The sequence below is a fragment of the Variovorax sp. FG153 genome (assembly GCF_057809595.1).
Window position 1 is genome coordinate 126,605 of the sequence record NZ_JBMDKG010000012.1, and the last position, 24,542, is coordinate 151,146.

At 53.3% G+C, this 24,542-nt stretch carries 21 protein-coding genes; 20 read left to right on the forward strand and 1 reads right to left on the reverse strand.

Annotated elements, in window-relative coordinates; translation table 11 throughout:
• Nucleotides 1-83 precede the first annotated feature (83 nt).
• The 3 genes from ACODT0_RS15810 to pdxA are packed head-to-tail and all read left to right on the forward strand — an operon-like array spanning nt 84 to nt 3,267.
• Nucleotides 84-1,436 (forward strand): MFS transporter, encoded by a 1,353-nt coding sequence (locus ACODT0_RS15810; RefSeq protein ID WP_489041676.1) that lies wholly within the window; start codon nt 84-86, stop codon nt 1,434-1,436.
• Nucleotides 1,433-2,206: a Nif3-like dinuclear metal center hexameric protein gene (locus tag ACODT0_RS15815; protein WP_489041677.1), complete on the forward strand. Its 774-nt coding sequence runs from the start codon at nt 1,433-1,435 to the stop codon at nt 2,204-2,206. Before ACODT0_RS15810 ends, ACODT0_RS15815 begins: the two co-directional genes overlap by 4 nt.
• The gene (pdxA, locus tag ACODT0_RS15820; RefSeq protein ID WP_489041678.1) at nt 2,203-3,267 is read left to right on the forward strand and encodes a 4-hydroxythreonine-4-phosphate dehydrogenase PdxA; all 1,065 of its coding nucleotides are present in this window, start codon (nt 2,203-2,205) and stop codon (nt 3,265-3,267) included. Before ACODT0_RS15815 ends, pdxA begins: the two co-directional genes overlap by 4 nt.
• 37 nt (nt 3,268-3,304) lie before the next feature.
• Here pdxA and mscL read toward each other — a convergent pair whose 3' ends face one another.
• The gene (mscL, locus tag ACODT0_RS15825) at nt 3,305-3,736 is read right to left on the reverse strand and encodes a large conductance mechanosensitive channel protein MscL (RefSeq protein ID WP_057595247.1); all 432 of its coding nucleotides are present in this window, start codon (nt 3,734-3,736) and stop codon (nt 3,305-3,307) included.
• 570 nt (nt 3,737-4,306) lie between these two features.
• On the opposite strand from mscL, the gene ACODT0_RS15830 reads away from it, so the two are divergent.
• From ACODT0_RS15830 to ACODT0_RS15910, 17 genes are all read left to right on the forward strand, one after another.
• Complete coding sequence (locus ACODT0_RS15830; protein WP_489041679.1) at nt 4,307-5,710, forward strand: polysaccharide biosynthesis/export family protein; 1,404 nt, start codon at nt 4,307-4,309, stop codon at nt 5,708-5,710.
• A 126-nt stretch (nt 5,711-5,836) separates the two neighbouring features.
• Nucleotides 5,837-7,138: a nucleotide sugar dehydrogenase gene (locus ACODT0_RS15835; protein ID WP_444813661.1), complete on the forward strand. Its 1,302-nt coding sequence runs from the start codon at nt 5,837-5,839 to the stop codon at nt 7,136-7,138.
• Nucleotides 7,139-7,160: 22 nt separating this feature from the next.
• A complete protein-coding gene (locus tag ACODT0_RS15840) occupies nt 7,161-8,108 on the forward strand; it encodes a Gfo/Idh/MocA family protein (RefSeq protein ID WP_444813629.1) in 948 nt (315 codons plus the stop codon).
• 17 nt (nt 8,109-8,125) lie between these two features.
• Nucleotides 8,126-8,716, forward strand: coding sequence for an acyltransferase (locus ACODT0_RS15845; protein ID WP_444813627.1), 591 nt, complete (start codon nt 8,126-8,128; stop codon nt 8,714-8,716).
• Complete coding sequence (locus tag ACODT0_RS15850; RefSeq protein ID WP_489041680.1) at nt 8,713-9,816, forward strand: DegT/DnrJ/EryC1/StrS family aminotransferase; 1,104 nt, start codon at nt 8,713-8,715, stop codon at nt 9,814-9,816. Before ACODT0_RS15845 ends, ACODT0_RS15850 begins: the two co-directional genes overlap by 4 nt.
• A gap of 69 nt (nt 9,817-9,885) precedes the next feature.
• Nucleotides 9,886-11,253, forward strand: a complete 1,368-nt coding sequence (locus tag ACODT0_RS15855; protein ID WP_489041681.1) for a lipopolysaccharide biosynthesis protein — start codon at nt 9,886-9,888, stop codon at nt 11,251-11,253.
• Nucleotides 11,254-11,358: 105 nt separating this feature from the next.
• Nucleotides 11,359-12,552 carry a hypothetical protein gene (locus ACODT0_RS15860; protein ID WP_489041682.1) on the forward strand — a complete coding sequence of 398 codons (1,194 nt, stop codon included), beginning with the start codon at nt 11,359-11,361 and terminating at the stop codon, nt 12,550-12,552.
• Complete coding sequence (locus ACODT0_RS15865) at nt 12,542-13,639, forward strand: glycosyltransferase (RefSeq protein ID WP_489041683.1); 1,098 nt, start codon at nt 12,542-12,544, stop codon at nt 13,637-13,639. Before ACODT0_RS15860 ends, ACODT0_RS15865 begins: the two co-directional genes overlap by 11 nt.
• A 12-nt stretch (nt 13,640-13,651) precedes the next feature.
• Nucleotides 13,652-14,542, forward strand: a complete 891-nt coding sequence (locus ACODT0_RS15870; protein WP_489041684.1) for a glycosyltransferase family 2 protein — start codon at nt 13,652-13,654, stop codon at nt 14,540-14,542.
• A gap of 9 nt (nt 14,543-14,551) precedes the next feature.
• Nucleotides 14,552-15,712, forward strand: a complete 1,161-nt coding sequence (locus ACODT0_RS15875; RefSeq protein WP_489041685.1) for a glycosyltransferase family 4 protein — start codon at nt 14,552-14,554, stop codon at nt 15,710-15,712.
• A gap of 8 nt (nt 15,713-15,720) precedes the next feature.
• Nucleotides 15,721-16,752, forward strand: coding sequence for a UDP-glucose 4-epimerase GalE (gene galE, locus ACODT0_RS15880; protein ID WP_489041686.1), 1,032 nt, complete (start codon nt 15,721-15,723; stop codon nt 16,750-16,752).
• Between the two features lie 4 nt (nt 16,753-16,756).
• On the forward strand, nt 16,757-17,365 hold the full coding sequence (locus ACODT0_RS15885; RefSeq protein ID WP_489041687.1) for a sugar transferase: 609 nt from the start codon (nt 16,757-16,759) through the stop codon (nt 17,363-17,365).
• Nucleotides 17,362-18,036 carry an acetyltransferase gene (locus ACODT0_RS15890; RefSeq protein ID WP_489041688.1) on the forward strand — a complete coding sequence of 225 codons (675 nt, stop codon included), beginning with the start codon at nt 17,362-17,364 and terminating at the stop codon, nt 18,034-18,036. Before ACODT0_RS15885 ends, ACODT0_RS15890 begins: the two co-directional genes overlap by 4 nt.
• Nucleotides 18,030-19,217, forward strand: a complete 1,188-nt coding sequence (locus tag ACODT0_RS15895; RefSeq protein WP_489041689.1) for a DegT/DnrJ/EryC1/StrS family aminotransferase — start codon at nt 18,030-18,032, stop codon at nt 19,215-19,217. The genes ACODT0_RS15890 and ACODT0_RS15895 overlap by 7 nt, the downstream gene beginning before the upstream one ends.
• 337 nt (nt 19,218-19,554) lie before the next feature.
• Nucleotides 19,555-19,989 carry a low molecular weight protein-tyrosine-phosphatase gene (locus ACODT0_RS15900; RefSeq protein WP_489041690.1) on the forward strand — a complete coding sequence of 145 codons (435 nt, stop codon included), beginning with the start codon at nt 19,555-19,557 and terminating at the stop codon, nt 19,987-19,989.
• The gene (locus tag ACODT0_RS15905; protein WP_489041691.1) at nt 19,986-22,244 is read left to right on the forward strand and encodes a polysaccharide biosynthesis tyrosine autokinase; all 2,259 of its coding nucleotides are present in this window, start codon (nt 19,986-19,988) and stop codon (nt 22,242-22,244) included. The genes ACODT0_RS15900 and ACODT0_RS15905 overlap by 4 nt, the downstream gene beginning before the upstream one ends.
• A 199-nt stretch (nt 22,245-22,443) precedes the next feature.
• Nucleotides 22,444-24,441 (forward strand): polysaccharide biosynthesis protein, encoded by a 1,998-nt coding sequence (locus ACODT0_RS15910; protein WP_489041692.1) that lies wholly within the window; start codon nt 22,444-22,446, stop codon nt 24,439-24,441.
• Nucleotides 24,442-24,542: the final 101 nt, after the last annotated feature.

Consider the following 24,542-nt stretch of genomic DNA (forward strand, 5'->3'; position numbering starts at 1 on the left):
GGCCGGGCATTTCGTCGGCGCACCGCTTTCGCTTCCCATCCGGCCCCGCGGCCCCGGTGCGCGGCCACGACTTTCCGCCCGCCATGACTTCACACGCAACCACCCCGGACGGCACAGCGCCGGCCCCGGCCCGCGCGCTCGATGCCCGCGACTACAAGACGCTCGCCCTCTCCGCCCTCGGCGGCACGCTCGAGTTCTACGACTTCGTCATCTACGTCTTCTTCGCCACCGTGCTGGGCGCGCTCTTCTTCCCGGCCGACATGCCCGACTGGCTGCGCCAACTGCAGACCTTCGGCATCTTCGCGGCCGGCTATCTGGCCCGGCCGGTCGGCGGCATCGTGATCGCGCATTTCGGCGACCTGCTCGGCCGCAAGCGCATGTTCACGCTGTCGATCTTCCTGATGGCCGCGCCCACGCTGGTGATCGGCCTGCTGCCCACCTACGCCAGCATCGGCGTGGCGGCGCCCCTGCTGCTGCTGGCCATGCGCGTGCTGCAGGGCGCGGCCATCGGCGGCGAGATGCCCGGTGCCTGGGTGTTCGTCGGCGAACACGTGCCCGCGCAGCGCTACGGCTTCGGCATCGGCACGCTGACCTCGGGCATCACCGGCGGCATCCTGCTGGGCTCGCTGGTGGCCGTGGCCATCAACCGGCACTACGCGCCCGAGCAGGTGCACGACTTCGCCTGGCGCATCCCCTTCATCCTCGGCGGCGTGTTCGGGCTGGTGTCGGTGTACCTGCGCCGCTTCCTGCACGAGACCCCCGTGTTCCGCGAGCTGGCCGACCGCCGCAGCGTGGCGCGCGAGCTGCCGCTGCGCACCGTGCTGCGCGAGCACCGCGGCGCCAGCGTGTTCGTCGCGCTGCAGACCTGGGTGCTGTCGGCCGCGATCGTGGTGGTGGTGCTCTACACGCCCACCTACCTGCAGAAGGTGCACCACATCCCGGCCGCGCTGGCGCTCGAGGCCAATGCCCTGGCCACCCTCACGCTGACCATCGGCTGCGTGATCGTCGGCTGGGCCAGCGACCGCATCGGCACGCGTGCCGTCATGCTGATCGGTTGGGGCGGCCTGTTCGCGACCGCCTATCTCTTCTACACCGGCCTGCCCGGCACGCCGGCCACGCTGTTCTGGCACTACGGATTGGTGGGGCTGTTCGTGGGCACCATCGCCACCGTGCCGATCGCCGGCGTGCGCGCCTTTCCGGCGCCGGTGCGCTTCACGGGGCTTTCGTTCGCCTACAACATGTCGTATGCCGTCTTCGGCGGGCTCACGCCGGTGATCCTCACGCTCTGGCTGCAGCACGACCCCATGGCGCCCGCGCACTACGTGGCGGTGCTGGCCGCGCTGGGCTTCGTGCTCGCGCTCTGGCCCCTGGCCGCCCGTGGCCACCCCATGCGGGCTGGCGTCGCGTCGGGCGGGGGCGCGACAATGTCGCGATGAGCACCACCCGCCACGAACTGCTGCACGCATTCGACCTGCTGCTCGCTCCCGAGCGCTTCAAGGACTACGGACCGAACGGCCTGCAGGTCGAGGGCCGCACCACCGTGCGCAAGATCGTCTCGGGCGTGACCGCGAGCCGCGCGCTGATCGAGGCCGCGATCCGCGCCGAGGCCGATGCCATCTTCGTCCATCACGGCCTCTTCTGGCGCGGCCAGGACGGCCGCGTCACCGGCTGGATGAAGCAGCGGCTGGCGCTGCTGCTGAACCGCGACATCAACCTCTTCGCCTACCACCTGCCGCTCGACGCGCATCCCGAGCTCGGCAACAACGCGCAACTCGGCCTGCAGCTCGGCCTGCTGGCCCATCCCGGATCGGCCGGGCGCTTCGGCGAGCAGGAGCTGGGTTTTCTCGGCGGTTTCGAGGACGGCGAGACACTCGCCAACGCGAAAGCGCTCGCGGTCCATGTCGAGAAGGTGCTCAAGCGGCCGGTGACGCTGGTCGACACCGCCCATCGCCCGATCAAGACCATCGCCTGGTGCACCGGCGGCGCGCAAGGCTACTTCGAGGCCGCGATCGCGGCCGGTGCCGATGCCTTCATCACCGGCGAGATCTCGGAGCCGCAGGCGCACTATGCGCGCGAGATGGGCGTGGCCTTCCTGGCCTGCGGGCACCATGCCACCGAGCGCTATGGCGCACCCGCCGTAGCCGAGCACGTCGCGGCGCAGCTCGGGCTGCAGCACGAGTTCATCGACATCGGCAACCCGGCATGACGGGCGAGGCATCCGTGGGCGGAAGGCCCGTCGCCATCACGCTCGGCGATCCCGCGGGCATCGGGCCCGAGATCATCGGCAAGGCGTTTCGCGATGCGCCCGAGGCCGCGCGCGGCGCCTTCGTGGCGGGCGACGTGGGGGCGATGCGGGCGGCGCTGCAGGCCCTGTCGGCGCCTGGACAGCCGGCGTGGCCCGTGGTCGAGATTGTTTCGCCAGCCGAGGCGCTGGACGTTCCGCCGGGTTGCGTGCCCGTGCTGCAGGCGATCGCGCCGCCCGTGGGGGTGGTGCATGGCCGCATCAGCGCCGAGGCGGGGCGCGCGGCGGGCGATGCGGTGGTCTGGGCGGCGCGGGTCGCGCTGCGGGGCGAGATCGCCGCCATCGTCACCGCGCCCCTGCACAAGGAAGCGCTGTCCGCCGCGGGATTCCCTTTTCCGGGCCACACCGAACTGCTGCAGGCCGAAGCCGCTGCGCATCTGGGCCGCGACGTGGCCGAGGTGCCCGTGCGCATGATGCTGGCCAACGACGAGCTGCGCACAGTGCTTGTCAGCATCCACATGTCGCTGCGCCAGGCGATCGAGGCCGTCACCTTCGACGGCGTGCTCGAGACCTTGCGCATCACTCACCATGCGCTCTCGCGCACCCTGGGCCGCGCGCCGCGCATCGGTGTCGCGGGGCTCAATCCGCATGCCGGGGAGGGCGGACTCTTCGGCTCGGAGGAGCAGGAGATCATCGTGCCCGCCATCGCCGCGGCGCGCGCCGAAGGCATCGCCGCCAATGGCCCGCATGCGCCCGATACCGTGTTCATGCGCGCGCGCGCGAAGCAGCCGGGCGTGGCCGACAGCGGCGAGTTCGACGTGGTGGTGGCGATGTACCACGACCAGGGACTGATCCCGGTGAAGTACCTGGGCGTGGAGAAGGGCGTGAACGTGACGCTCGGGCTGCCGCTGGTGCGGACCAGTCCCGATCACGGGACGGCGTTCGATATTGCGGGCACCGGCCGAGCGGATGCATCGAGCCTGGTCGAAGCGCTGCGCATGGCGCGCGCGCTGGCCGGTATCTGAGGAGGGATGCGCGGCCCGCAACGGGCCGCGCTGCGCATCAGGAGCGCTTGAGGCTGTCGCGGATCTCGCGCAGCAGCACGATGTCCTCGGGCGGCGCGGCGGGGGCGGCTGGCGCGGCTTCTTCCGTGCGGCGCAGGCGGTTGATCTGCTTGACCATCATGAAGATGATGAAGGCGAGGATCACGAAGTTGACCACGATGGTGATGAAGTTGCCGTACGCCAGCACCGGCACGCCGGCCTTCTTCAGTTCCGCCAGCGTGTTGGCGACACCTGCCGGCACCGTGCCCAGGACCACATAGAGGTTCGAGAAGTCCAGCTTGCCGAACACCAGGCCGATGACCGGCATGATGATGTCGGCCACCAGCGAGTCGACGATCTTGCCGAAGGCCGCGCCGATGATCACGCCGACCGCCAGGTCGACGACGTTGCCCTTGACGGCAAACTCCTTGAATTCGCTGAGGATGGTCATGGTTGGAAGGCGGTTGGGCGCAGCTGTTGGAGGAGGCGCCAGTATGCATGGGGAGACTGGGGTGTTCGATCCGGTGTCGCACCTGCACCGCATGAAGTCTTTCACAAAGCTAAGCGGAATGTGGATTGCTGCCGGCAAGGGCTCATCGCAACTTCGGATGAGGTTAATTTGTGTCCGATTGTGTCGTTCTTGGTCTATGCCGAACGCGCACTCGCACAGTTGCACTCCCTCAAGCGGGGGATGCGCGAACTTTTTCGCAACTTTACATTCTGGCGGCGAGCCCTTCTGCCTGGGTTTTTCGTGGGCACCGAGCAACGAAAGCCCACGGAAAACAGTAAAGACACACGGATCGCTAACACTTCAGCAATGCTACGAAGGTTATAAAAAAGTCTTCTTGATCGAGTAGATTGGTTTGCTGGACAGGGAGCGTTGAGACAAGAGAGGCCGAGGGACTCGCCTATGATCGACCTGTCGAGCAAGGGTTGGACACAATCTTTTGCAACTCGTAAGCCGAGATGGTAGTCGTCACGTGCGGCGACAATCCTGGGCTGGCCTGGGGAGGGAAATCCCTTGGGTCTCTTGACCAACAGCCAAACAGGGAGGCTGCTGACCACCGCGTCAGAAGCCAGGCACGGATGTGCCTGGGGGTCTGGGCTGTTGAACACCAATCCACCGTGCGATGAGGATCGTTTTGAGAAGACGCTATGTGCACCCCATTGGGCCAGCCAATCATTTGGTTCGGGTTTTGTTCAGGTAGGGCTTGTCCCGGATTCGAAATTGACGATGGCGAAGATTGATTTTCCGTGGGGGTTGGAATTGAAAAAAGAAGCGAATTTCCTGAAATGGGCCTTGTTGGCGTCCGTGGTGGCGCTGCAGGCTTGTGCGATTGCGCCGGGGATGGGCAACGTCGAGCCTTACGACGCCGGTGGCCCGTTGCCGAACGACTTTCGCTATTTGCCGGATGGAGCGCCCGAAGGCGAGATCACGCCTATTTCGCTGGCACTGGTTCGTACTTTGGCCGAGGCCGCGCCCAAGGGGGTGCCGCCTGAGGTGCAAGCGTTGTTTGGCAAAGGGCCGCGATACACGATCGGGCCAGGAGATGTGGTCGGTGTCATTGTTTACGACCATCCCGAACTGTTGCCGAATGCTGGCGCGGTCATTTCGCAATCTGCGGACCCGACCGGCGTGCAGGTCGCGCCGGGCTTCATCGTCGACGCGGATGGTGAGGTCGCGTTTCCCTATATCGGTCGCGTTCGCATCGCCGGCTTGAGCGAAGGTGATGCCTCGGACCTGATGGTCAAGCTATTGAGGCCTCACATTCGCGATCCGCAAGTGACCGTCCGCATCCAATCATTCAGAAGTCGCCGTGCCTATGTCGAAGGCGAAGTGCGTACGCCTGGCTCCCAAATTTTCACGGATGTGCCAATGACGTTGAGCGAGGCAATCAATCGCGCGGGAGGAATTACCGCGGCGGGCAATCGCTCGGCGGTCACACTGATTCGTGACGGAGTATCGGTTCCGATCAATCTGACAACTCTGCGTGAAGCTGGCTACGACGGCAACAGCATCCCATTGAAGAACGGCGATACGGTTCGCATCGCCAATCGGGAAGACACGAAGGTGTTTCTGATGGGCGAAGTGCTCGCGCCGCTGGCCTTGCCCATGCGCAGCAACGGCCGCCTCAGTTTGAGCGAAGCGCTAGGCGAAGCCGGTGGGCCAATGAATGCGACTGCGAGCGCTGGTCAGATCTATGTGATTCGCCAAGGCGCGACCGGCGCACCTGCCATCTTCAATCTCAATGCCAGGAACCCTGCGGCATTGGCCATTGCTAGCCAATTCCGGCTGCAGTCGCAGGATGTGGTCTATATCGACCCTGTGCCGCTAGTCAAGTGGAATCGCGTGGTCAATCTGATTCTTCCGTCGGCGTCTGTGGCGAATACCGCCAGCGAGATTTACGTCAGGCATAACAACTGACGCTAGGAGCCTATTCGCAGCCTGGATGGCGAACGTCGTGACCAGGCTTTAGAAAAGATCGATCAGGCGCGATGGGGCATGGTTCTCATCAGGGTGGCGCTGCCAAAATTTTCCTGTGTTCCCAATATGCAAACCATTCATCCGAATCAGCCCATTGCAATCATCGGCCTTGGTTACGTGGGGCTTCCTCTTGCTGTGGAGTTTGGCAAGAAGCGTCTCGTAGTCGGCTTCGATATAAACGTCAAGCGCATCGCCGAGCTTCAGGGGGGGCACGATCACACTCTCGAAACCACGTCGGAGGAGCTGAAGGCTGCCGTCCAGCTGACTTTTACCTCTCACCTTGATGATTTGCGCGACTGCAGCGTCTTTATCGTCACGGTGCCCACGCCCATCGATAACGCCAATCGACCCGACCTCACGCCATTGATCAAAGCCAGTGAAACCGTTGGCAAAGTCATGCGTCAGGGCGCTATCGTGATCTTCGAGTCCACCGTGTATCCGGGCGCGACGGAGGAGGTTTGCGTACCTGTGCTGGAGAAGCACAGCGGAAAGAAATTCAATGTCGATTTCTTCTGCGGATACAGCCCGGAGCGGATCAATCCCGGCGACAAGATCAACACGCTCACCAAGATCAAGAAGATCACGAGTGGAAGCACTCCAGCGGTGGCGGATGTTGTTGACGCTCTCTATAACGAGATCATCACGGCTGGGACGCACAAGGCAGCCAGCGTCAAGGTCGCAGAGGCCGCCAAGGTGATCGAAAACACGCAACGCGATCTGAACATCGCTTTGGTCAACGAACTCTCTGTGATCTTCGAGCGTTTGGGGATTGACACGCTCGACGTGCTCGAGGCCGCTGGCAGTAAATGGAATTTCCTGCCGTTCCGTCCCGGCTTGGTCGGCGGGCACTGCATCGGAGTCGATCCATACTACCTGACGCACAAGGCGGAGCAGGTCGGTTACCACCCGCAGGTAATTCTGGCCGGGCGCCGCATCAACGACAACATGGCTCGCTATGTCGCGCGAAACACCATTAAGTTGATGCTGAAGAACGGTATGGACGTTCCTCGGTGCCGCATCGGTGTGCTGGGCATCACTTTCAAGGAGAACTGCCCGGATATCCGCAACAGCAAGATCGTTGACATGGTCCGCGAGTTCGAAGCATGGGGTGCCACTGTCGAGATCGTGGATCCTTGGGCGGACGCCGAAGATGTTGCTCATGAGTATGGTCTTCAGCTCGGCAACATCGATCAGGATCATCCGGTCGATGCACTTGTCGTCGCGGTGGGGCACAACGAGTACCGCCGTGCCAGCTTAACCGAGTTGCGTGCTCTCTGCCGAGGCGAACGGCCTGTACTGGTCGACGTAAAGAGTCTCTTCAACGCCCAGGACGCGCGCAACAGCGGCTTTTCTGTTTTCCGCCTTTAGGCCTTTCCCGCTTTTCTCCGACATGAAAAACTTCGCTCTCATCGGCGCTGCCGGCTACATAGCTCCGCGCCACATGCGTGCCATCAAGGACACGGACAATCATCTCGCAGTTGCCTACGACATCAATGATTCGGTCGGCATCATCGACAGCATTTCGCCACAAAGCGAATTCTTCACTGAATTCGAACGGTTCTACGAATACGCGCAGCAGTTAAAACGCGATCCCACGACTGCGCTGAACTACGTTTCGATCTGCAGCCCCAATTATCTGCATCACCCGCATATCGCCGCGGGCCTGCGCCTTGGATGCGACGTGATCTGCGAAAAGCCGCTGGTACCGACGCCAGATTTGGTCGACGAGTTGGAGCGTATCGAAAAGGAAACCGGTAAGCGCGTTTTCAATATTCTTCAATTGCGTCACCACGATGCCATCCTCAAGCTGCGGGAGAAGGTAGCAGCAGCACCCACGGACACCAAGTTCGATGTCGAGCTGACTTACATCACCTCTCGCGGCAAGTGGTATATGGAAAGCTGGAAGGGCGACAACCGTAAGTCGTTTGGCGTAGCAACCAATATCGGGGTGCACTTTTACGACATGCTGCATTTCATCTTTGGCAAGCTGCAGCGCAACGTGGTGCACTACAGCGGCACGGCCAAGGCGGCCGGCTACCTCGAATATGAACGCGCTCGCGTGCGCTGGTTCCTGTCGATCGACGCCAACGACCTGCCGGCCGACGTGAAAGGCAAGAAGACAACGTTCCGCAACATCGATATCAGCGGCGAGAAGCTCGAGTTCTCCGAAGGCTTCACCGACCTGCACACAGTGAGCTACCAGGAGATTCTGGCGGGCCGAGGCTATGGCCTCGAGGACGCGCGCCACTGCATCGAGACCGTTGATCTGATTCGCCGTTTGACACCTGTCCAAGGGGCGCAGGGCGAAGTGCATCCGTTTGTGCGCAATCTGGCCTGAAGCGGAGCAAAGTCGCCATGGCATACAAAGCCCACCCCACCGCTATTGTTGACGAGGGCGCCCGCATCGGTGACGGCTCCCGAATTTGGCATTGGGTTCACGTCAGTGCGCAGGCATCCATTGGCGAAGGTTGCTCGTTGGGCCAGAACGTCTATATAGGTAACGACGTGACCATCGGCCACAACGTAAAGATTCAAAATAATGTCAGTGTCTATGATGCTGTCACTTTGGAAGACGATGTGTTCTGCGGGCCGAGCATGGTATTTACCAATGTCTATAACCCGCGATCGGCCGTCACTCGCAAAGAGGAGTACCGCCGAACTCTAGTGAAGCGCGGCGCGACGCTGGGCGCCAACTGCACCATTGTCTGCGGCAATACGGTGGGTGAATACGCCTTTGTTGGCGCTGGCGCCGTGATCAACAGGAGTGTGCCAGCCTACGCGCTCGTGGTTGGCGTACCAGCCCGGCAGATCGGCTGGATGAGCGAATTCGGGCAGCAGCTTGCGTTGCCACTCGAAGGCGTGGCGGAAGCCGTTTGCGCGCATACCGGCACGCGCTATGTACTCAACGGCAATGCAGTGACTAAGTTGGATAGCAAGAAGCCATGATCGAATTCATCGACCTCAAGACCCAACAAGCTCGTATCAAGGACCAGATCGATTTAGCCATTCAGCGCGTGCTCGCTCATGGACAGTACATTCTTGGCCCTGAAGTAGCTGAGTTGGAAGAGAAGTTGGCGGTTTATACAGGCGCCAAACATTGCATCACCGTGGCCAACGGGACCGACGCATTGCAGATTGCGCAAATGGCGCTTGGCATTGGCCCGGGAGATGAAGTTATTACGCCAGGCTTTACTTACATCGCCACCGCCGAAACCGTAGCATTGCTGGGGGCCAAACCCGTGTACGTGGACATCGATCCGCGAACCTACAACTTGGATCCGGCGCTGCTAGAAGCTGCAATCACGCCACGGACCAAAGCGATCGTGCCAGTAAGTTTGTACGGCCAATGCGCTGATTTTGATGCAATCAATTCAATTGCAAAAAAATACAAGATTCCCGTGATTGAAGATGCGGCGCAAAGTTTTGGGGCGACGTTCAGAGAGAGAAAAAGCTGCAACCTTTCCGAAATTTCATGCGCGAGTTTTTTTCCTAGTAAGCCTCTGGGCTGCTATGGGGATGGGGGTGCAATATTTACCAACAGTGATGTTGTGGCAAAAACCATTCGTCAAATAGCTAGGCACGGGCAAACACGCCGCTATCATCATGTTGTTATAGGCGTAAATAGCAGACTGGACACAATTCAAGCGGCAATCCTCTTGGAGAAGTTAAAAATTCTTGAAGAAGAGATTGGTATGCGTCAAGTCGTAGCAAGCCGATATGATCAAATGCTGCAAGCCGCAGGGTTTAACAGCACGCCTTTTGTACCGTCGCACAATCTTAGCGTATATGCCCAATACACGATAAGAGTAAAGAGTCGCGAAGTTCTTCAATCAAAACTGATCGCAGAAGGGATTCCTACAGCGGTCCATTATCCTATTCCTCTAAATCAACAGCCTGCGGTTGCGGATGTTAGCGCATATTTGCCCGTAGGAGATGAAGTGGCGAAGACGGTCTTGAGTTTGCCAATGCATCCCTACTTGACAGAATGGGAGCAAGAGAAAATCGTGCGTGCACTGAGCATTCTGGCAAACGGTGCCCAAGATTGACTCGCCCGATAGTAGCTGTTTTTAAACCATGCCTTCCCCAGTTTTCGCGTATTGTCTTTGAACAGAGCAATGCGTCAAAAGATCAAGCTCATATTTCAGTCTGGATTTCTTCGATCTGCGTCTTTGCTGGTTGGCGGAACAGCTTTTGCACAGGGGTTGACCTTTCTTGCGCTGCCGATATTAACTCGACTATACGATCCTAGCGATTTCAATGTCTTGGCAGTCTATGCGTCCGCGCTTGGAATTGTTTCTGTTGCCGCTTGCTTGCGATTTGAGATTGCAATCCCTATTCCGCCAAGTGATAAAGACGCGGTAAATCTGCTAGTTCTGGCACTCGGATGCTCTGCAAGCATCTCGGTCCTCTTGGCCTTGGGGTTGGAAATTTTTTCTCATAAGATCATTTCGATCTTGCCAGAACCTCGGCTGACTTCCTATTTTTGGTTGCTTCCAGTTGGCGTTTGGCTAAGCAGTTCGTACTCGGCGCTGCAGTTCTGGGCAACACGAAAAAAGAAATTTGGTCTTATAACTCGAACCAGAATTACTCAATCTGTCGGGGGAGTAGTTACTCAGATCAGCCTCGGCGTTGTAGGGCTCAATTCACTCGGTTTAATACTGGGGCAGTTAATAAACAACTGTGCGGGAATTTTTGGAATGTCTAGAGACGCATATAAAAGCGACCGAGGTATTCTGAAAGAGATTCACTGGAGAGAATTGAGAAGAGTGTTTGAAGCGTACAAAAAATTTCCAAAGTATTCGGTTCTCGAATCGTTAGCAAATAGCTCGGGGATTCAGCTTCCAATAATTATAATTGCGGGAGCTTCAGTTGGGGCGGAAGCAGGGTATTTGATGCTTGCAAGCCGAGTCATGATCATTCCATTGACGTTGGTTGGCGGAGCAGTTTCCCAAGTTTATTTGTCGCAAGCCCCAGAAGAGCTGCGCAATGGAAGATTGGGGGATTTTACTGCCCAAGTCTTATTGGGGTTGATAAAAACAGGGGTTGGTCCGATTGTTTTTCTTGGAATAGCTTCGCCAGCTATCTTTCCACTGGTATTTGGAGATGGCTGGCGTCGTGCTGGTGAAATGGTTATGTGGATGACGCCTTGGTTCATCTTTCAATTTTTGGCTTCTCCTCTGTCAATGGTGCTTCAGATTACACCGAATCAGCGTTTGGCATTAGGTATTCAGGTGGTGGGATTTCTGCTTCGAGTCGGAAGTGTACTAATTGCAGTGAGTTATTTTAAGGATTTTGTTTTCGAGTTCTATGCGGTATCGGGGCTGCTGTTCTATCTCGCATATGCTTTCACTATAGTCCGAGCATCGAATATTCAACTTATAGGATTGTCAAAGGGTTTTGCGAACTCAGCAGCAATCGTCGCCGCCTGGGTCTGCGCGGGCTTGATTTTTGCGTTCTCTATTAAACATATTTTTTTGTCGTGAATACCTAACGCGCTGGCCTTTCGACTTGACATTGAAGACCTGTACCTTGGGATTGCTGCGGCGGCCTTATATTTAGATTATTAGACGCTTTTGGGGTGTTGCTAAGTGAAAATAACTAAAGGCGGTTTTCTTGAATTGACGGTTGCTTTCTTGGTGATCGGCATCTTTGTTTTCGATCTTTCATTTGCGCTATATTTTTCAGATTCGATACAGTCTAGGTATCCGTTTTACCTTTATGGGTTCGCTGTATTGTCATATTTGATTCTAAAATATAAGAAAAGCATTCGAGGAAACTCCTCTAACCTTGGATTTGCTCTGGGAATATTTGGGCTAATAATTTTGCTAGCTCTTATTTCTGGGATTAGATTTTCCGAGAAAATGGGTGAAGGGCAATTCGGTTCGAAGTTCTCTGCGGCTGTGATTGTTCCGATATTTTTTTCCCTAATGGGTTATTATCTTGCGCGAGCAAAGGGAGAGTATTTTTATATCGGATCTTTTGCGGCAGTGTTTATTTTTGTGGCTGGGGCGTTGTACTCGAATTTCGAAAGCCTTTCGAAAGGAGATGTTTTTCGCCCGGCATATTTCAGGTCAGAAGATTCGTATCTTTTGGACATGCATTTTTTCGCCGACTACTTTGCTTGTCTCGCAATTATATTTATAAGCCAGACTCGTAGATGGCGCTATCTATTTTTAAGTCTCGCGCTGGTGGGGGCTCTTCTTCTGGGGTCAAGAACTCCGCTGATTTTTGGAATTGTCTCCCTTGTTGGAGCAAAATATTCGCTCTCAATACTGCGACGAGGAGGTGGGAAGTTCACTTTGGCACTTGTCGGATTAGGTGTTGCTCTTGCCGCTTTCCTATCTATTAATCAGCTTTCGCTCGAGGGTGGAAGTGTGTTTGAAAGAATTTTTGATCCCCAAACTTATGAGGAAAGCCAAGAGGGGCGACAACAAATTTTGGAAAGAAGCATTCCCTATTTTGATCGATGCATCGTGCTGGGTTGCTTCCCATTTGAGGAGATTTTTCTGGGAGAAAAAGGGGAGTATGTCCATAATTGGATTTCCTTCTTTGCGTCATTTGGCTTAATTGCTGGAATGTACTTTATTTTTGTATATTTTTTAGCGGTTTTGAGGGTCTTCAAATCTCAGGAAAATCTAAGTGCGCTTTTGCCGATTCTATTGTTTCTGACACTGAATATTGCTCTGAGTCGTTCATATGTTTGGGCATTTTGGGGAATGATATTGATATATATCATTGCTGGGAAACCAGCAAAGCATGCGGCTCATAAAAATGCAAAATAAGGATTGCGAAGGCTTGGTTTATCTGGCCATTTATGATCAAGATAAATTTCCAGGAATTCATAAAAAGATAGCTGGCTTTGTCAAAGTTTCAAAGAAAATAGGATTTGACGCGCGCCTCGTGAATATTGATGGGGCATCGGCTCTGGATCGTCTCCGCGGGTTGGCAAGAAAGATTGCAAAAACAAAAGAGCGCAGAATCATAATCAGGTGGCCTTCCTACGGGGGGGTGTTGCTGTTTTTTCCTTTACTCCAGGCCCGTTTGAGAGGGGCATATATTGTCGCAGATGTTCCCACTCCAAGAACTGTTGCGTTATCAGAAATTACTTATGGAAGCCAGTCCCTCCTAAAAAAATGTATTGCACTAGCGGCGGTAATTCTAGATGGGCCGTGGGTTCTTTGGCCTGTCAATAAAATTGTTCAATACGCCGAGGAATCTGAATATTTCTCAATCTTCAATAAGAGGAAGACTTATTTGATGGGAAATGGCATTGACGTGAGTGCAATTCCTTTGAAAAAAAGTCGGCGATGGATGCGCGGGAGTTTGCGGCTTATTGGCGTCGCGAATGTGGAGGATTGGCATGGTTATGACCGAGTCATTCGGGGAATTGCTGCGCATTTAAGAAATAAAAAATCCAAAGTGGAGATTAATTTTCTTGTCGTTGGCGAAGGCGGTGCAATTGAGAAATTAAAAAACTTAACCACGTCATTAGGAGTTGAGTCGCAAATTTCATTCCATGGGCGAGCCGAAGGCGATGAGTTGTCCCTGTTATACGAAGAAGCAGATATCGCGATAGGTTCATTGGGGATCCATCGAAAAGGGCTGGTGTCTGTATCCTCCTTGAAAGACAGGGAATACTGCGCAGCGGGGTTGCCTTTTGTTGCAACCGGATTTGATTGTGATTTCCCTGTCGGCTACCCTTATCGCTACTTAATTCCTTCAACGGATGAAATCCTTGAGATTGATCAGTTGCTAGATTGGTATGAGGCTATAACGCCGATAGATCTGAATTACAGCAGGACCCATGCATTAGAAAATTGCGACTTTGAGGAGAAAATAAGAAAAATATTCCCCCTTGGCTGTTTTTAATTTCTGATTTAAATGTTTGTTTCTATTGGAATTCCGGTTTTCAATGCCGAAAAATACGTGATGGACGCGGTTCGATCGGTTTTCGCGCAAAGTCACCAAGAGTGGGAGTTGATTTTAATAGATGATGGATCAACAGATGGGTCGCTGGAAATCTTGAATAGAATTCGAGATTCTCGTGTCAAGGTCCTTTCGGATGGAAGAAATTTTGGGCTCCCTTATAGACTGAATCAAATTTGCCGAGAAGCTAGGTTTGATTTTCTAGCTCGAATGGATGCCGACGATCTGATGTCACCGTATCGAATTGAAAAGCAGTTGAAGGTATTGCTTGAAAATAATGAGCTCGATCTTGTGACGTCTGGTGTGTGTTCTATAAAAAACGACAATACTCCAGTGGGCTTTCGAGTCGGGACGGATTTAGACGTGGTTTCTGGAAAAAACCTGCTTCTTGGAAGGAATGCGATAGTACATGCTGCAATTCTGGGGCGAAAAAATTGGTTCTTACGAAATTCTTATGATGTAACGCTCAAGCGAACTGAGGATTACGAATTGTGGCTGCGCTCTTTTTTGGCGAATGATTTCCGGATTAAAATAATTAATGAGCCGCTTTATTATTATCGCGAAGAAGGTAGTGCGACATTAACCAAGCTTTTGGCCGCTTATTCAAGCCAACGAGAACTGTACTCTAAATACGGGCGAGATTTCTTTGCCGAGAGCGAAATGGCGATTCTCTTCGCCAAGTCACTAGGTAAATCATTCGTCGTCCACGCCTTAGGTATTTTGGGTAAACTTGATTTGATGGTAAAGCGTCGAAATAAGGCGATCCTGGACGATGAGATGTTTTCTTTTTTTGAAAAAGAGATCTCTGAGGTGCTGAGTTTTCAAGTTCCTGGGTTTGAGCCTTAATGGTGCAGCATGCATGACAAGACAGTTAGAAAAATTCTTATTGTTACAACGGTGCCCGAGACGCTATTAACCATATTAAAAGGGCAACCTAAATATCTCTCTGAATTTTTCAAAATTGAATTGGCGACGGGAGAGGAAATTGGGTTGCAGGAGATCGTTTACGCCGAAGAATTAAAAACGCATTTGGTGCCAATGGTTAGAGGCATCAGTCCCTTGCGTGATTTTTTTTCTCTTTTGCGAATGATATATCTGCTGCTTAGAGTTCGACCCTTTTTGATCCATTCTTATACCCCAAAGGCGGGCCTTGTTTCTATGCTGGCGGCATGGTTATGTCGCGTCCCTTGTCGGGCTCATACTTTTACTGGATTAATCTTTCCAACTGAAATCGGATTTAAGAGGAAATTGCTGATTTTTGTAGATCGATTGATATGCTTCTGTGCAACTCACATTGTCCCGGAGGGTAATGGAATTAAAAGCGATCTGGAAAGATTCAAAATTACAGGGAAAGAGCTCAAGGTTATTGGCTTCGGTAATATTGCTGGAGTTGACACGACGCATTTTTCTCCGCGCGTATCTTATGGAAAAGATATTCTTGAGAGGCTAAGGGGGGGGTGGGGGATTTCGGAGGGGGATTTTGTTTTTTGTTTCGTGGGCCGGCTGAACAAGGATAAAGGGATTTCCGAATTAATTTCTGCCTTTGAGGGGGTGCCGAAAAACTCTCATTTGCTACTGGTGGGCGCCCTCGACCACACTGCGCCTGTTGCTCAAATAACTCTTGAGGCAATCGAGAGTCACCCTCGAATTCATCTGGTTGGGTTCTTGCAGGATATTCGATCAATACTAGAAATCTCTGATCTACTCGTGCTCCCGAGCTACAGAGAGGGATTTCCAAACGTCATCTTGCAAGCTGGAGCAATGGCGTTGCCTGTTATTGCAACAGATATAAATGGCTGCAACGAAATTATAGAGCCGACAATTAATGGGTGGCTCGTTCCTGCCAGAAGCGTGCAAGCGTTGAGGGCTGCTATGCAAGAGGCACTGGTAATGCCTAAGGCCGCTTTGCAAGAAATGGGAAAGATGGCACGCGAGCGGGTCTGCACGCGGTATGAGCGTACTGAGCACTGGGCGCGGATGGTTATTTTCTACAAATCCCTCCTTGCAGCAAATTGAGACGCGCAATGAATAAAACCGTTCTTGTTACAGGTGGTGCTGGCTACATAGGTTCACACACCGTCCTTGCCTTGCTTCGTGCGGGATATCAGGTATTAGTACTTGATAATCTTTGCAATAGTTCCGTGGAGTCTTTGGTAAGAATAAAGGCTATATCTGGCCGGGATATTGGTTTTGTAGAGGGAGATGTTCTTGATGGAAATCTGCTTAGAAGGATTTTTGCTGAAAGTTCTATAGATTCCGTTTTGCACTTCGCCGGTCTCAAATCCGTGGGCGAAAGTGTTGCTGATCCATTGACGTACTATAAGAACAATATTGGCGGAACCTTGCAGTTATGCGAGTCGATGGCAGAAGCAAAGGTATTCAATCTGATTTTTAGTTCATCAGCGACAGTTTACGGCAATCCGGCATTCGTGCCGGTAACCGAAAATTTTCCAACCGATGCTCCCACTAATCCATATGGATACTCAAAACTTGCCGCTGAAAAAATGCTTGGCGACCTAGTAAAATCCAATGCTACCTGGAGCATCGGAGTTTTGCGCTATTTTAATCCGGTGGGTGCTCATCCAAGTGGATTGATTGGAGAGGATCCGAATGGAATCCCCACCAATTTGCTGCCGTATATCGCACAAGTTGCCGTGGGAAAGCTCACCGCAGTTAAAGTTTTTGGCAACGATTATTCAACGCCAGATGGAACAGGTGTGCGGGATTATATCCACGTACAGGATTTGGCGAGCGGCCACTTAAAAGCGTTGGAATTTGTTGAGTGCAGAACAGGATTGAATACTTGGAATCTGGGAACTGGTCAAGGATTTAGTGTCCTGCAAATGATTCGGGCATTCGAAAAAGCAAGTGGAGTGCGCATTCCATTTGATATTGTCGGCCGTCGCGAAGGCGATGTGGCTGAATGCTGGTCAAATCCCGATAAAGCTTTTAAAGAGTTGGGTTGGAGAGCTGAGTTGGGACTGCCGGAAATGGTGGCGGATGCGTGGCGCTGGCAATTTAAAAACCCTAATGGATATTCTGATTGCCGTGAGTAATTTCATGAAGCGAATATTTGATCTTGTGCTGTCGCTCTTGGGGCTCCTAATTTTTTTTCTGCCAATGATTTTTATTGCGTTGTTAATAAAAAGAAGGCTTGGACATAAAGTTATTTTTACGCAGCCTAGGCCAGGAATCGGTGGAAAGGTATTCAATATAATAAAATTCAGGTCAATGACTGATGCGCGTGACTCTAATGGTATTCTTTTGCCAGATGATCAACGGCTAACGCCTTTGGGCAAATTTCTTCGTTCGAGTAGTCTCGACGAGTTGCCGAGTTTGTGGAATGTTGTTCGAGGTGATTTGAGTTTGGTTGGGCCTCGCCCATTATTAGTCGAATACTTACCTCTTTACTCGCCGACGCAAGCTCGTCGCCACGAGGTTCGACCTGGAGTTACAGGATGGGCTCAGGTTAATGGTCGCAACGCGTTAAGCTGGGAAGAAAAATTCGAACTTGATATTTGGTATGTCGACAATCAAACAATGTGGCTTGACATTAAAATTCTATGGCTTACCCTGCGCAAAGTTATAGTGCGGGAGGGCATAAGTGCTATAGGTGAAGCAACTATGCCGCGCTTTACTGGATCCGACTCAGTGCGCACAGAGTTATGATGGCCCCTATATATGCAGTCTATGGAGCAGGTGGTTGCGGTCGTGGAGTTATGCCGCTCGCTCGAGCGCAGTTAAAGAAAATCGGCATCGCATTAGATCGACTTATTTTTATTGATGATGGACGTGAGGCCAAAGAAATCAATGGACAGCGGGCGTTAAGTTACTCGGAATTTATTCAAGAAGAGGCAAGCGAGCGCCATATAGTTTTGGCAATTGCTAATGGTGCAATACGCGAAAAGCTTGCGACGCGTTGTGCGGCCGATGGAGTCAAGCCCTGGACTGTCCGTGCAGAGAGCGCCATGTTTATGGATGACGTTGTATTGGGGGATGGGGCAGCGATCAGCCCCTTTGTTACTATTACGTCAAATATCCGGATCGGACGCCATTTTCATGCCAATCTTTATAGTTATGTTGAGCATGATTGCCTGATTGGAGATTTCGTCACTTTTGCGCCTGGCGTCAAATGCAATGGAAACATTGTGATTGAAGACCATGCTTACATTGGTGCCGGCGCGGTTATTAAGCAGGGCCGTTTGAATCGCCCGCTCGTTATTGGGCGAGGTGCGATTGTAGGTATGGGCGCAGTTGTCACACGTGATGTTCCGCCAGGCGTGACCGTTGTCGGTAATCCGGCTCGTCTTTTTCCTCTGAAAGCTGATTTTTCGTGCTAAATACCAAATTTTCTCCATGGCCCAGTTTCACCACTGAAGAAACCATTGCTGTTCAGCGCGTCCTGACCTCTAACAAGGTCAATTATTGGACCGGACAAGAATGTCGTGAATTTGAAAAAGAGTTTGCGATTTGGACTGAAAGCGCGTATGCGGTTGCACTTGCCAATGGCACGTTGGCATTGGATCTTGCTTTAAAGGCGTTGGGCATTGGACCTGGGGACGAAGTCATCGTAACTCCGCGCACTTTTATTGCCAGCGTATCTTGTGTTGTTAACGCTGGGGCTACGCCTATATTTGCAGAGGTGGAAGCCGATAGTGGAAATATTTCTGCAGAAACTATCGCTCGAGTGTTGACACCGCGTACGCGAGCGGTTGTTTGCGTACATCTTGCGGGGTGGCCATGTGACATGGATCCAATCATGTTGCTAGCGGCGAAGCATGACTTCAAAGTGATAGAAGACTGCGCTCAGGCGCATGGTGCGCGCTATAAGGGCCGATCGGTCGGTGCGATCGGCCATATCGGTGCTTGGTCGTTTTGTCAGGACAAGATCATGACTACTGGTGGTGAGGGGGGCATGGTGACTACCAATGATGAGTCGCTCTGGCGCGTGATGTGGGAATTTAAGGATCACGGCAAGAGTTATGAAGCTGTATTCCAACGCAAGCATCCGCCAGGCTTTCGCTGGGTGCATGAGAGCTTTGGCACGAATTGGCGCATGCTTGAGATGCAGGCGGTCATCGGTCGGATTCAGTTACAGCGTATGGACGAATGGACTGAATCGCGCTCACGCAACGCGCAGGCCTTGTGGGAGGCCGCGCGTCCGTATGCAGCGGTGCGTGTTCCTGACTTTTCGAGCTTCCAGGCAGAAGGCAGCGTTCATGCGCATTACAAGTGCTACACATATGTGAGACCCGAACATTTGGCGCTGGGCTGGAATCGCGATCGCATCGTGGATGCGATTCAGGAAAATGGAGTGCCCTGTTATCAGGGGTCCTGCTCGGAGGTGTATTTGGAGAAGGCGTTTGATGACACCGGATGGCGGCCCCTTGCACCTCTAACTGTTGCCAATGCCCTCGGTGAGACGAGTCTGATGTTCTTGGTGCATCCCACATTGACTTCGGCCGAGATAGCTCAAAGTTGTCGCGTCATTGCGCAAGTGCTAGCGGAGGCTTCGGCCTAGACTGATGAGTCGCCTGAGATTGTGGTTTTCACCGATGTGCAAGATGGGTCTTGCACTAACTCTATTGGAGCGGGTCGCGGCTCTTTGCTAAGCGCGGATTCGGTAGGCATCGTTGGTCGTGAGAGTTCAAGACGTTCGCGCCCTTTAGCTAGAGGTCGATTTGAGTAGCGCTTCGATTGGCGTAAAGTTCGAAGGTTGGCGGGCGCAGAAAATCCGGGGCGGTCCCGCAGCAGGGCTGTCAGCAACTAAAATGTGAGAAGACTAGGGAGTTTTTTACTGTGATTGATCGTCTGGAGCGGCCATTTGCCGTAGCTTTTTTGCCAGGGTGGTTCGCGCCATGAAGTCGATACTGGTCGTGTGCATTGGCAACATTTGCCGTAGCCCTATGGGTGAAGCATTGATTTCTACAGCCTTGCCGCACTTGAAGGTTACGTCCGCCGGCGTGGGCGCTCTTGTGGGCCAACCCGCTGATCCGTTGGCGCGCGAGCTGATGGCTGAGCGTGGTCTAGATATTGAGTCCCATCGAGCGCGACAATTAACAAGTCAAATGTGCCAAGAAGCTGACTTGATGCTAACGATGGATGAGGAGCAGCGGTTGCACATTAGTCAGCGTCATCCTTTCACGCGCGGTAAATTGTTTCGCTTAGGCGAGGTCGCGCGTGTGGACATTCCTGACCCATATCGTTTTGGCCGTTCGGCTTTCGAGGAAGCACTGCAACTCATCGATGCCGGCGCCGCCGCGTGGGTTGAACGTATTAAAAAAATTTCATGAACGCCCTTGCTACATCATCCACTCCATCGGTTTCTGTTCCCAGCTCTTTGCGGGACGATGACGACGATGCGATTCGCTTGTCGGAATACCTTGACATACTGATTGACCGAAGATGGTTGGTATCGAGCGTCGTCTGCATAGCGATCGCATTGGGCATTGCCTATGCGTTGTTGTCAACGCCGATTTATCAATCCAATTTGCTAATTCAGGTCGAGGATTCTGCGCCTGACGCGAAGAATTTTCTTGGAGATACTGCCAACCTGTTTGACGTGAAGACGCCTGCCTCTGGAGAGATTCAGATCATCCGATCGCGGATGATCATCGGCGGAGCGGTTAATGCAACGCGCCTATATATCGATGCAAAACCTCGCTATATACCAATAGTTGGCGAGTGGCTAGCGCGACGCGCCAAGGGATTGTCAGAGCCTGGTTTTCTTGGAATGAGCGGATACGTCTCAGGTACAGAGGCGATTAATATTGCCAGATTCGATGTTCCTCCGGCACTCGAGGACCAGAAGCCTTTTATCGTTACCGTGCGGCCAGGTAACCGATATGAGTTGACTCACCCTGACCTTGCCGAGCCATTAATCGGTACCATTGGTGAGTTGTTGAGCCGAGAAGTCGAGGGAGGTTCGCTCGAATTGATTGTGTCGGAGCTCGCGGGTAAACCTGGGTCTCAGTTTGTGATATCACGTTCCTCAGTTCTTGCCACAACTGAGGACCTGCAGAAGAGGCTGCAACTCAGTGAACAGGGCAAGCAATCAAATGTTATCAGTGCGACTCTTGAAGATAGTGATCGCGATCGCCTGCGGCGCACCCTGGACGAAATTGGGGTGCAGTATGTTCGTCAGAATGTTGAACGTAAGGCTGCGGAGGCCGAGAAGACGCTCGAATTTCTCACTAGCCAGCTACCTGAATTTAAAAAGCAGCTAGAAAATTCCGAAGATGTTTACGCGAACTTCCGTAATAAGAACGGCACAATCGCTTTCGATGAAGAAGCTAAGGAAATCCTGAGTCAAGCTGTGCAGTTGCAGACCAAGATGCTTGAGGCTGAGCAGCAGCGGCGTGAATTGCTGTCGCGATTCACTGAAGCGAACCCGAAAGTGCGGGTCGTTGATGGACAGATAATGGCCTTTCGCCATGAACTTGGCGCTATCGACCGTCGCGTGAGCGCGATGCCGATGCTACAGCGAGATGCTCTTCGACTCGAAAGAGATGTTCGAGTTAATGGCGAGCTCTATAAATCGCTTCTTAATAGTTCGCTTCAACTCCGCTTGGTAAAAGAAGGAAAAGTGGGTAATGTCCGTTTGCTGGATAAAGCAACCGAGCCGAAAAAACCTGTTAAACCTCAGAAATCATTGATTGTTGCATTGTCGATGGTGCTCGGCTTATTTTGCGGTATTTTACTGGCCGTCGCTCGAAGCAAGATGGCAAGCGGCATTCATAACCCGCAGGAAATTGAGGATCGCTTGGGCTTGAGTGTTTATTCGGTAGTGCCACAAGCGATCGAGCAAGATGCACTTCTTCAACTTATCGCAACAGGTGCGAGTGGTGCCCAGGTGCTTGCAGTCACTGCCCCAGAAAGTCTGGCTATCGAAAGTTTGCGAAATCTTCGCATTTCTCTGCAGTTGGCGCTACTGGAATCTGATAGCAATCTTGTATTGGTGACGGGTGTCACTCCCGGTGTCGGGAAGAGCTTCGTGTCAAGTAATTACGCCGTTATCATGGCACAAGCCGGGAAACGGGTGTTATTGATCGATGCAGATTTGCGTAAGGGACATATCAACAAATCCTTCGGGCTCCCGCGCCAGGGAGGGCTTGCAGACGTCCTGGCTGGAGAGATGGCCTGCGAAAAAGCGGTTCACTCGAACATACTTCCCAATCTGGATGTTCTCACGACCGGAAACTATCCCTTCAATCCGGCCAACATGATGTTGTCTTCTTCGCTTGGAGAGCTTTTGGATGAAGCGTCGCGGCGGTACGACCTGATCGTGATTGATAGTCCGCCGGTATTGGTGGCTGCGGATGCGGCGGCAGTTTCTGCGCATGTGGGAGCAATCTTGTTGGTCGCTCGTGATGGGCTTACGCAGATTGGTGAACTGAGCGAGAGCGTCAAGCGGTTGGCCCATGCCAATCGACGGGTGAGTGGCATTGTATTTAACGGAATGGACCTTTCCCGTCGGCACTATGGCAGCTATGGGTATAAGTATGGCGGGTATCGTTATACAGAATATAAATACAAACAATCGGCGTAAACAGGTAAAAGCCTCGTCTTCTGATGCCCTCGAGTATTTTCCTAATTGTGCGAACTTTCTATGCCTTTCGGAAGATCGTGCCCCAATGTAGAAGTTTGTACACTTCCTGGGTATCGAGCTTGCGAAGCGAAAGATAGTTTGAGGGTATGCAACGCACCGTCTTTCGCAGCGTTCGGGCATTACTCGGATAGGAGTTTCTGTGATCAATCGTCTGGCGGAGCATTTGCTTGCGTTGCCTAGGCCCGCCAAGCGTTTGCTGGCGCTATGGGTGGACGCACTGGTATGTGTCCTTTGCGTATTCTTCGCGCTAAGCCTTCGCTTCGAACAATGGATGCTTCCTCATGGGGCGCAGTGGTGGGCGGCTGCATTGGCTGTGTTGATTGCGCTTCCTTTGTTCACGGTGTTTGGGCTCTATCGCGCGATTTTTCGTTACGCGGGTGCGCCGGCGGTTTTGGCCATTTTGCGCGCCAGTGCATTGTTCGGTTTTGCTTATGCGATGATCTTCACGGTCGTTGGCGTGAATGCGGTGCCTCGCACGGTTGGACTGGTGGTGCCGTTGTTATTGTTTATGTGCATTGGTGGTCTGCGCATGCTCGCGCGCTACTGGCTAGGAGGGATGTACATGAGTGCGGTTCAGCGTAAATCGCTGCCGCAGGTAGTTATTTATGGTGCTGGGGGAGCTGGACTTCAGCTCGCAGCTGCGCTTGCACAAAGTCGCGACATGCTGGTACGGGCCTTCATTGATGATGCGCAACACCTTCACGGGAGCACACTCAATGGCATCCGCATTCAGCCACCAAGTTGGCTGCAAGATCACGCGGCTATCTTCGGAATTACGGATGTTTTGCTGGCAATGCCTTCTGCTAGCCGCGCGCGCAGAGCGGAGATTCTGAATGATTTGTTACCGCTTCACTTGCACGTGCGTACTTTGCCCGCCTTAGCCGATCTAGCAAATGGACGAGTGCAGGTCCAGGACCTGATCGAAGTGGACATCGAAGATCTGCTTGGCCGTGATCCTGTGGCACCAGTCGATGACTTGCTTCAAAGGCATATTCGGCACCAAGTAATCCTAGTCACTGGTGCTGGCGGTTCCATCGGTAGCGAACTCTGCCGCCAGATAGTGAGGCTCTCGCCTTCTAAGCTGTTGCTGGTGGAGCTAACAGAGTTTGCTCTTTATGCAATTCACCAGGAACTGGAGGGAATGAACCTTGGTGTTTCGGTAATTCCTCTTCTGGCCTCGGTGCGCGATCCTGCGCGCATGCGGGAGATCATGCGTACTTGGCGGCCTGATACTGTCTATCACGCTGCAGCTTACAAACATGTGCCGTTGGTGGAGCACAACCCTGTGGAAGGTGTACGAAACAATGCGCTGGGCACTCTCATGGCGGCACAAGTTGCGATGGAGTGCCAAGTGCGGCGATTCGTGTTGGTGAGCACTGACAAGGCAGTGAGACCAACCAACATTATGGGTGCGAGTAAGCGGCTGGCTGAACTGGCTCTCCAGGGTTTGGCCCAGCAGCATTCGGGGACCTGTTTTTCGATGGTCCGTTTTGGCAATGTGCTGGGATCCAGCGGGTCGGTGGTGCCGCTGTTCCGCCGCCAGATTGAGGCTGGAGGCCCGATCACTCTGACCCACGCGGACATAACTCGTTATTTCATGACAATTCCCGAGGCCGCTCAATTGGTAATTCAAGCGGGTGCAATGGCTCAGGGAGGGGACGTTTTCGTTCTCGACATGGGCGAGCCCGTGCGCATCATCGATTTGGCCCGTCGGCTGGTAGAACTATCAGGGCGAACCGTACGTGACGAGCGCACCCCTGAAGGTGACATCGAGCTTCGAATTACGGGTCTGCGGCCTGGTGAGAAACTCTATGAAGAGCTTCTTATTGGCGATAATCCAATGGGGACTATGCATCCACGCGTAATGAAGGCTCATGAGCCTTGCCCTCCAGCCGATGAGCTATGGCGTCAGTTTGCAATGCTGAGGTCCATTCTTGATCGTAATGATATACCTGCGCTTAAGCAGGCACTCTCACAAATGCTTCCCGGTTATCGGCCGCACGCAGAAGTGGTCGACTGGGTGCACCTTGAAAATCAATCCGCGAGTGCATTATTACTTCTTGAGATTGATGGTGAACCCAGTAGGGAAAAGAAAAAAATTCTAGATAGCTCTCTTGACGTTCCGGCGCCGTTTTGACCGCTGGGTAAAATGGTGTTGTAAATCTACGAAAGTTTGAAGCCGGACATTCGCCGTAAGAGCGAAAACGTATAGCGGACACGCAGTCATTGTATTCGTGA

Excerpts from the sequence above, each read along its gene's own strand:
- ACODT0_RS15865 (WP_489041683.1), top strand. The coding sequence starts at position 12,542 with ATGCAAAATAAGGATTGCGAAGGCTTGGTTTATCTGGCCATTTATGAT.
- ACODT0_RS15815 (WP_489041677.1), top strand. The coding sequence starts at position 1,433 with ATGAGCACCACCCGCCACGAACTGCTGCACGCATTCGACCTGCTGCTC.
- ACODT0_RS15885 (WP_489041687.1), top strand. The coding sequence starts at position 16,757 with ATGAAGCGAATATTTGATCTTGTGCTGTCGCTCTTGGGGCTCCTAATT.
- ACODT0_RS15840 (WP_444813629.1), top strand. The coding sequence starts at position 7,161 with ATGAAAAACTTCGCTCTCATCGGCGCTGCCGGCTACATAGCTCCGCGC.
- ACODT0_RS15855 (WP_489041681.1), top strand. The coding sequence starts at position 9,886 with ATGCGTCAAAAGATCAAGCTCATATTTCAGTCTGGATTTCTTCGATCT.
- ACODT0_RS15905 (WP_489041691.1), top strand. The coding sequence starts at position 19,986 with ATGAACGCCCTTGCTACATCATCCACTCCATCGGTTTCTGTTCCCAGC.
- ACODT0_RS15890 (WP_489041688.1), top strand. The coding sequence starts at position 17,362 with ATGATGGCCCCTATATATGCAGTCTATGGAGCAGGTGGTTGCGGTCGT.
- ACODT0_RS15845 (WP_444813627.1), top strand. The coding sequence starts at position 8,126 with ATGGCATACAAAGCCCACCCCACCGCTATTGTTGACGAGGGCGCCCGC.
- ACODT0_RS15870 (WP_489041684.1), top strand. The coding sequence starts at position 13,652 with ATGTTTGTTTCTATTGGAATTCCGGTTTTCAATGCCGAAAAATACGTG.
- ACODT0_RS15810 (WP_489041676.1), top strand. The coding sequence starts at position 84 with ATGACTTCACACGCAACCACCCCGGACGGCACAGCGCCGGCCCCGGCC.
- pdxA (WP_489041678.1), top strand. The coding sequence starts at position 2,203 with ATGACGGGCGAGGCATCCGTGGGCGGAAGGCCCGTCGCCATCACGCTC.
- ACODT0_RS15900 (WP_489041690.1), top strand. The coding sequence starts at position 19,555 with ATGAAGTCGATACTGGTCGTGTGCATTGGCAACATTTGCCGTAGCCCT.
- galE (WP_489041686.1), top strand. The coding sequence starts at position 15,721 with ATGAATAAAACCGTTCTTGTTACAGGTGGTGCTGGCTACATAGGTTCA.
- mscL (WP_057595247.1), bottom strand. The coding sequence starts at position 3,736 with ATGACCATCCTCAGCGAATTCAAGGAGTTTGCCGTCAAGGGCAACGTC.
- ACODT0_RS15875 (WP_489041685.1), top strand. The coding sequence starts at position 14,552 with ATGCATGACAAGACAGTTAGAAAAATTCTTATTGTTACAACGGTGCCC.
- ACODT0_RS15850 (WP_489041680.1), top strand. The coding sequence starts at position 8,713 with ATGATCGAATTCATCGACCTCAAGACCCAACAAGCTCGTATCAAGGAC.
- ACODT0_RS15835 (WP_444813661.1), top strand. The coding sequence starts at position 5,837 with ATGCAAACCATTCATCCGAATCAGCCCATTGCAATCATCGGCCTTGGT.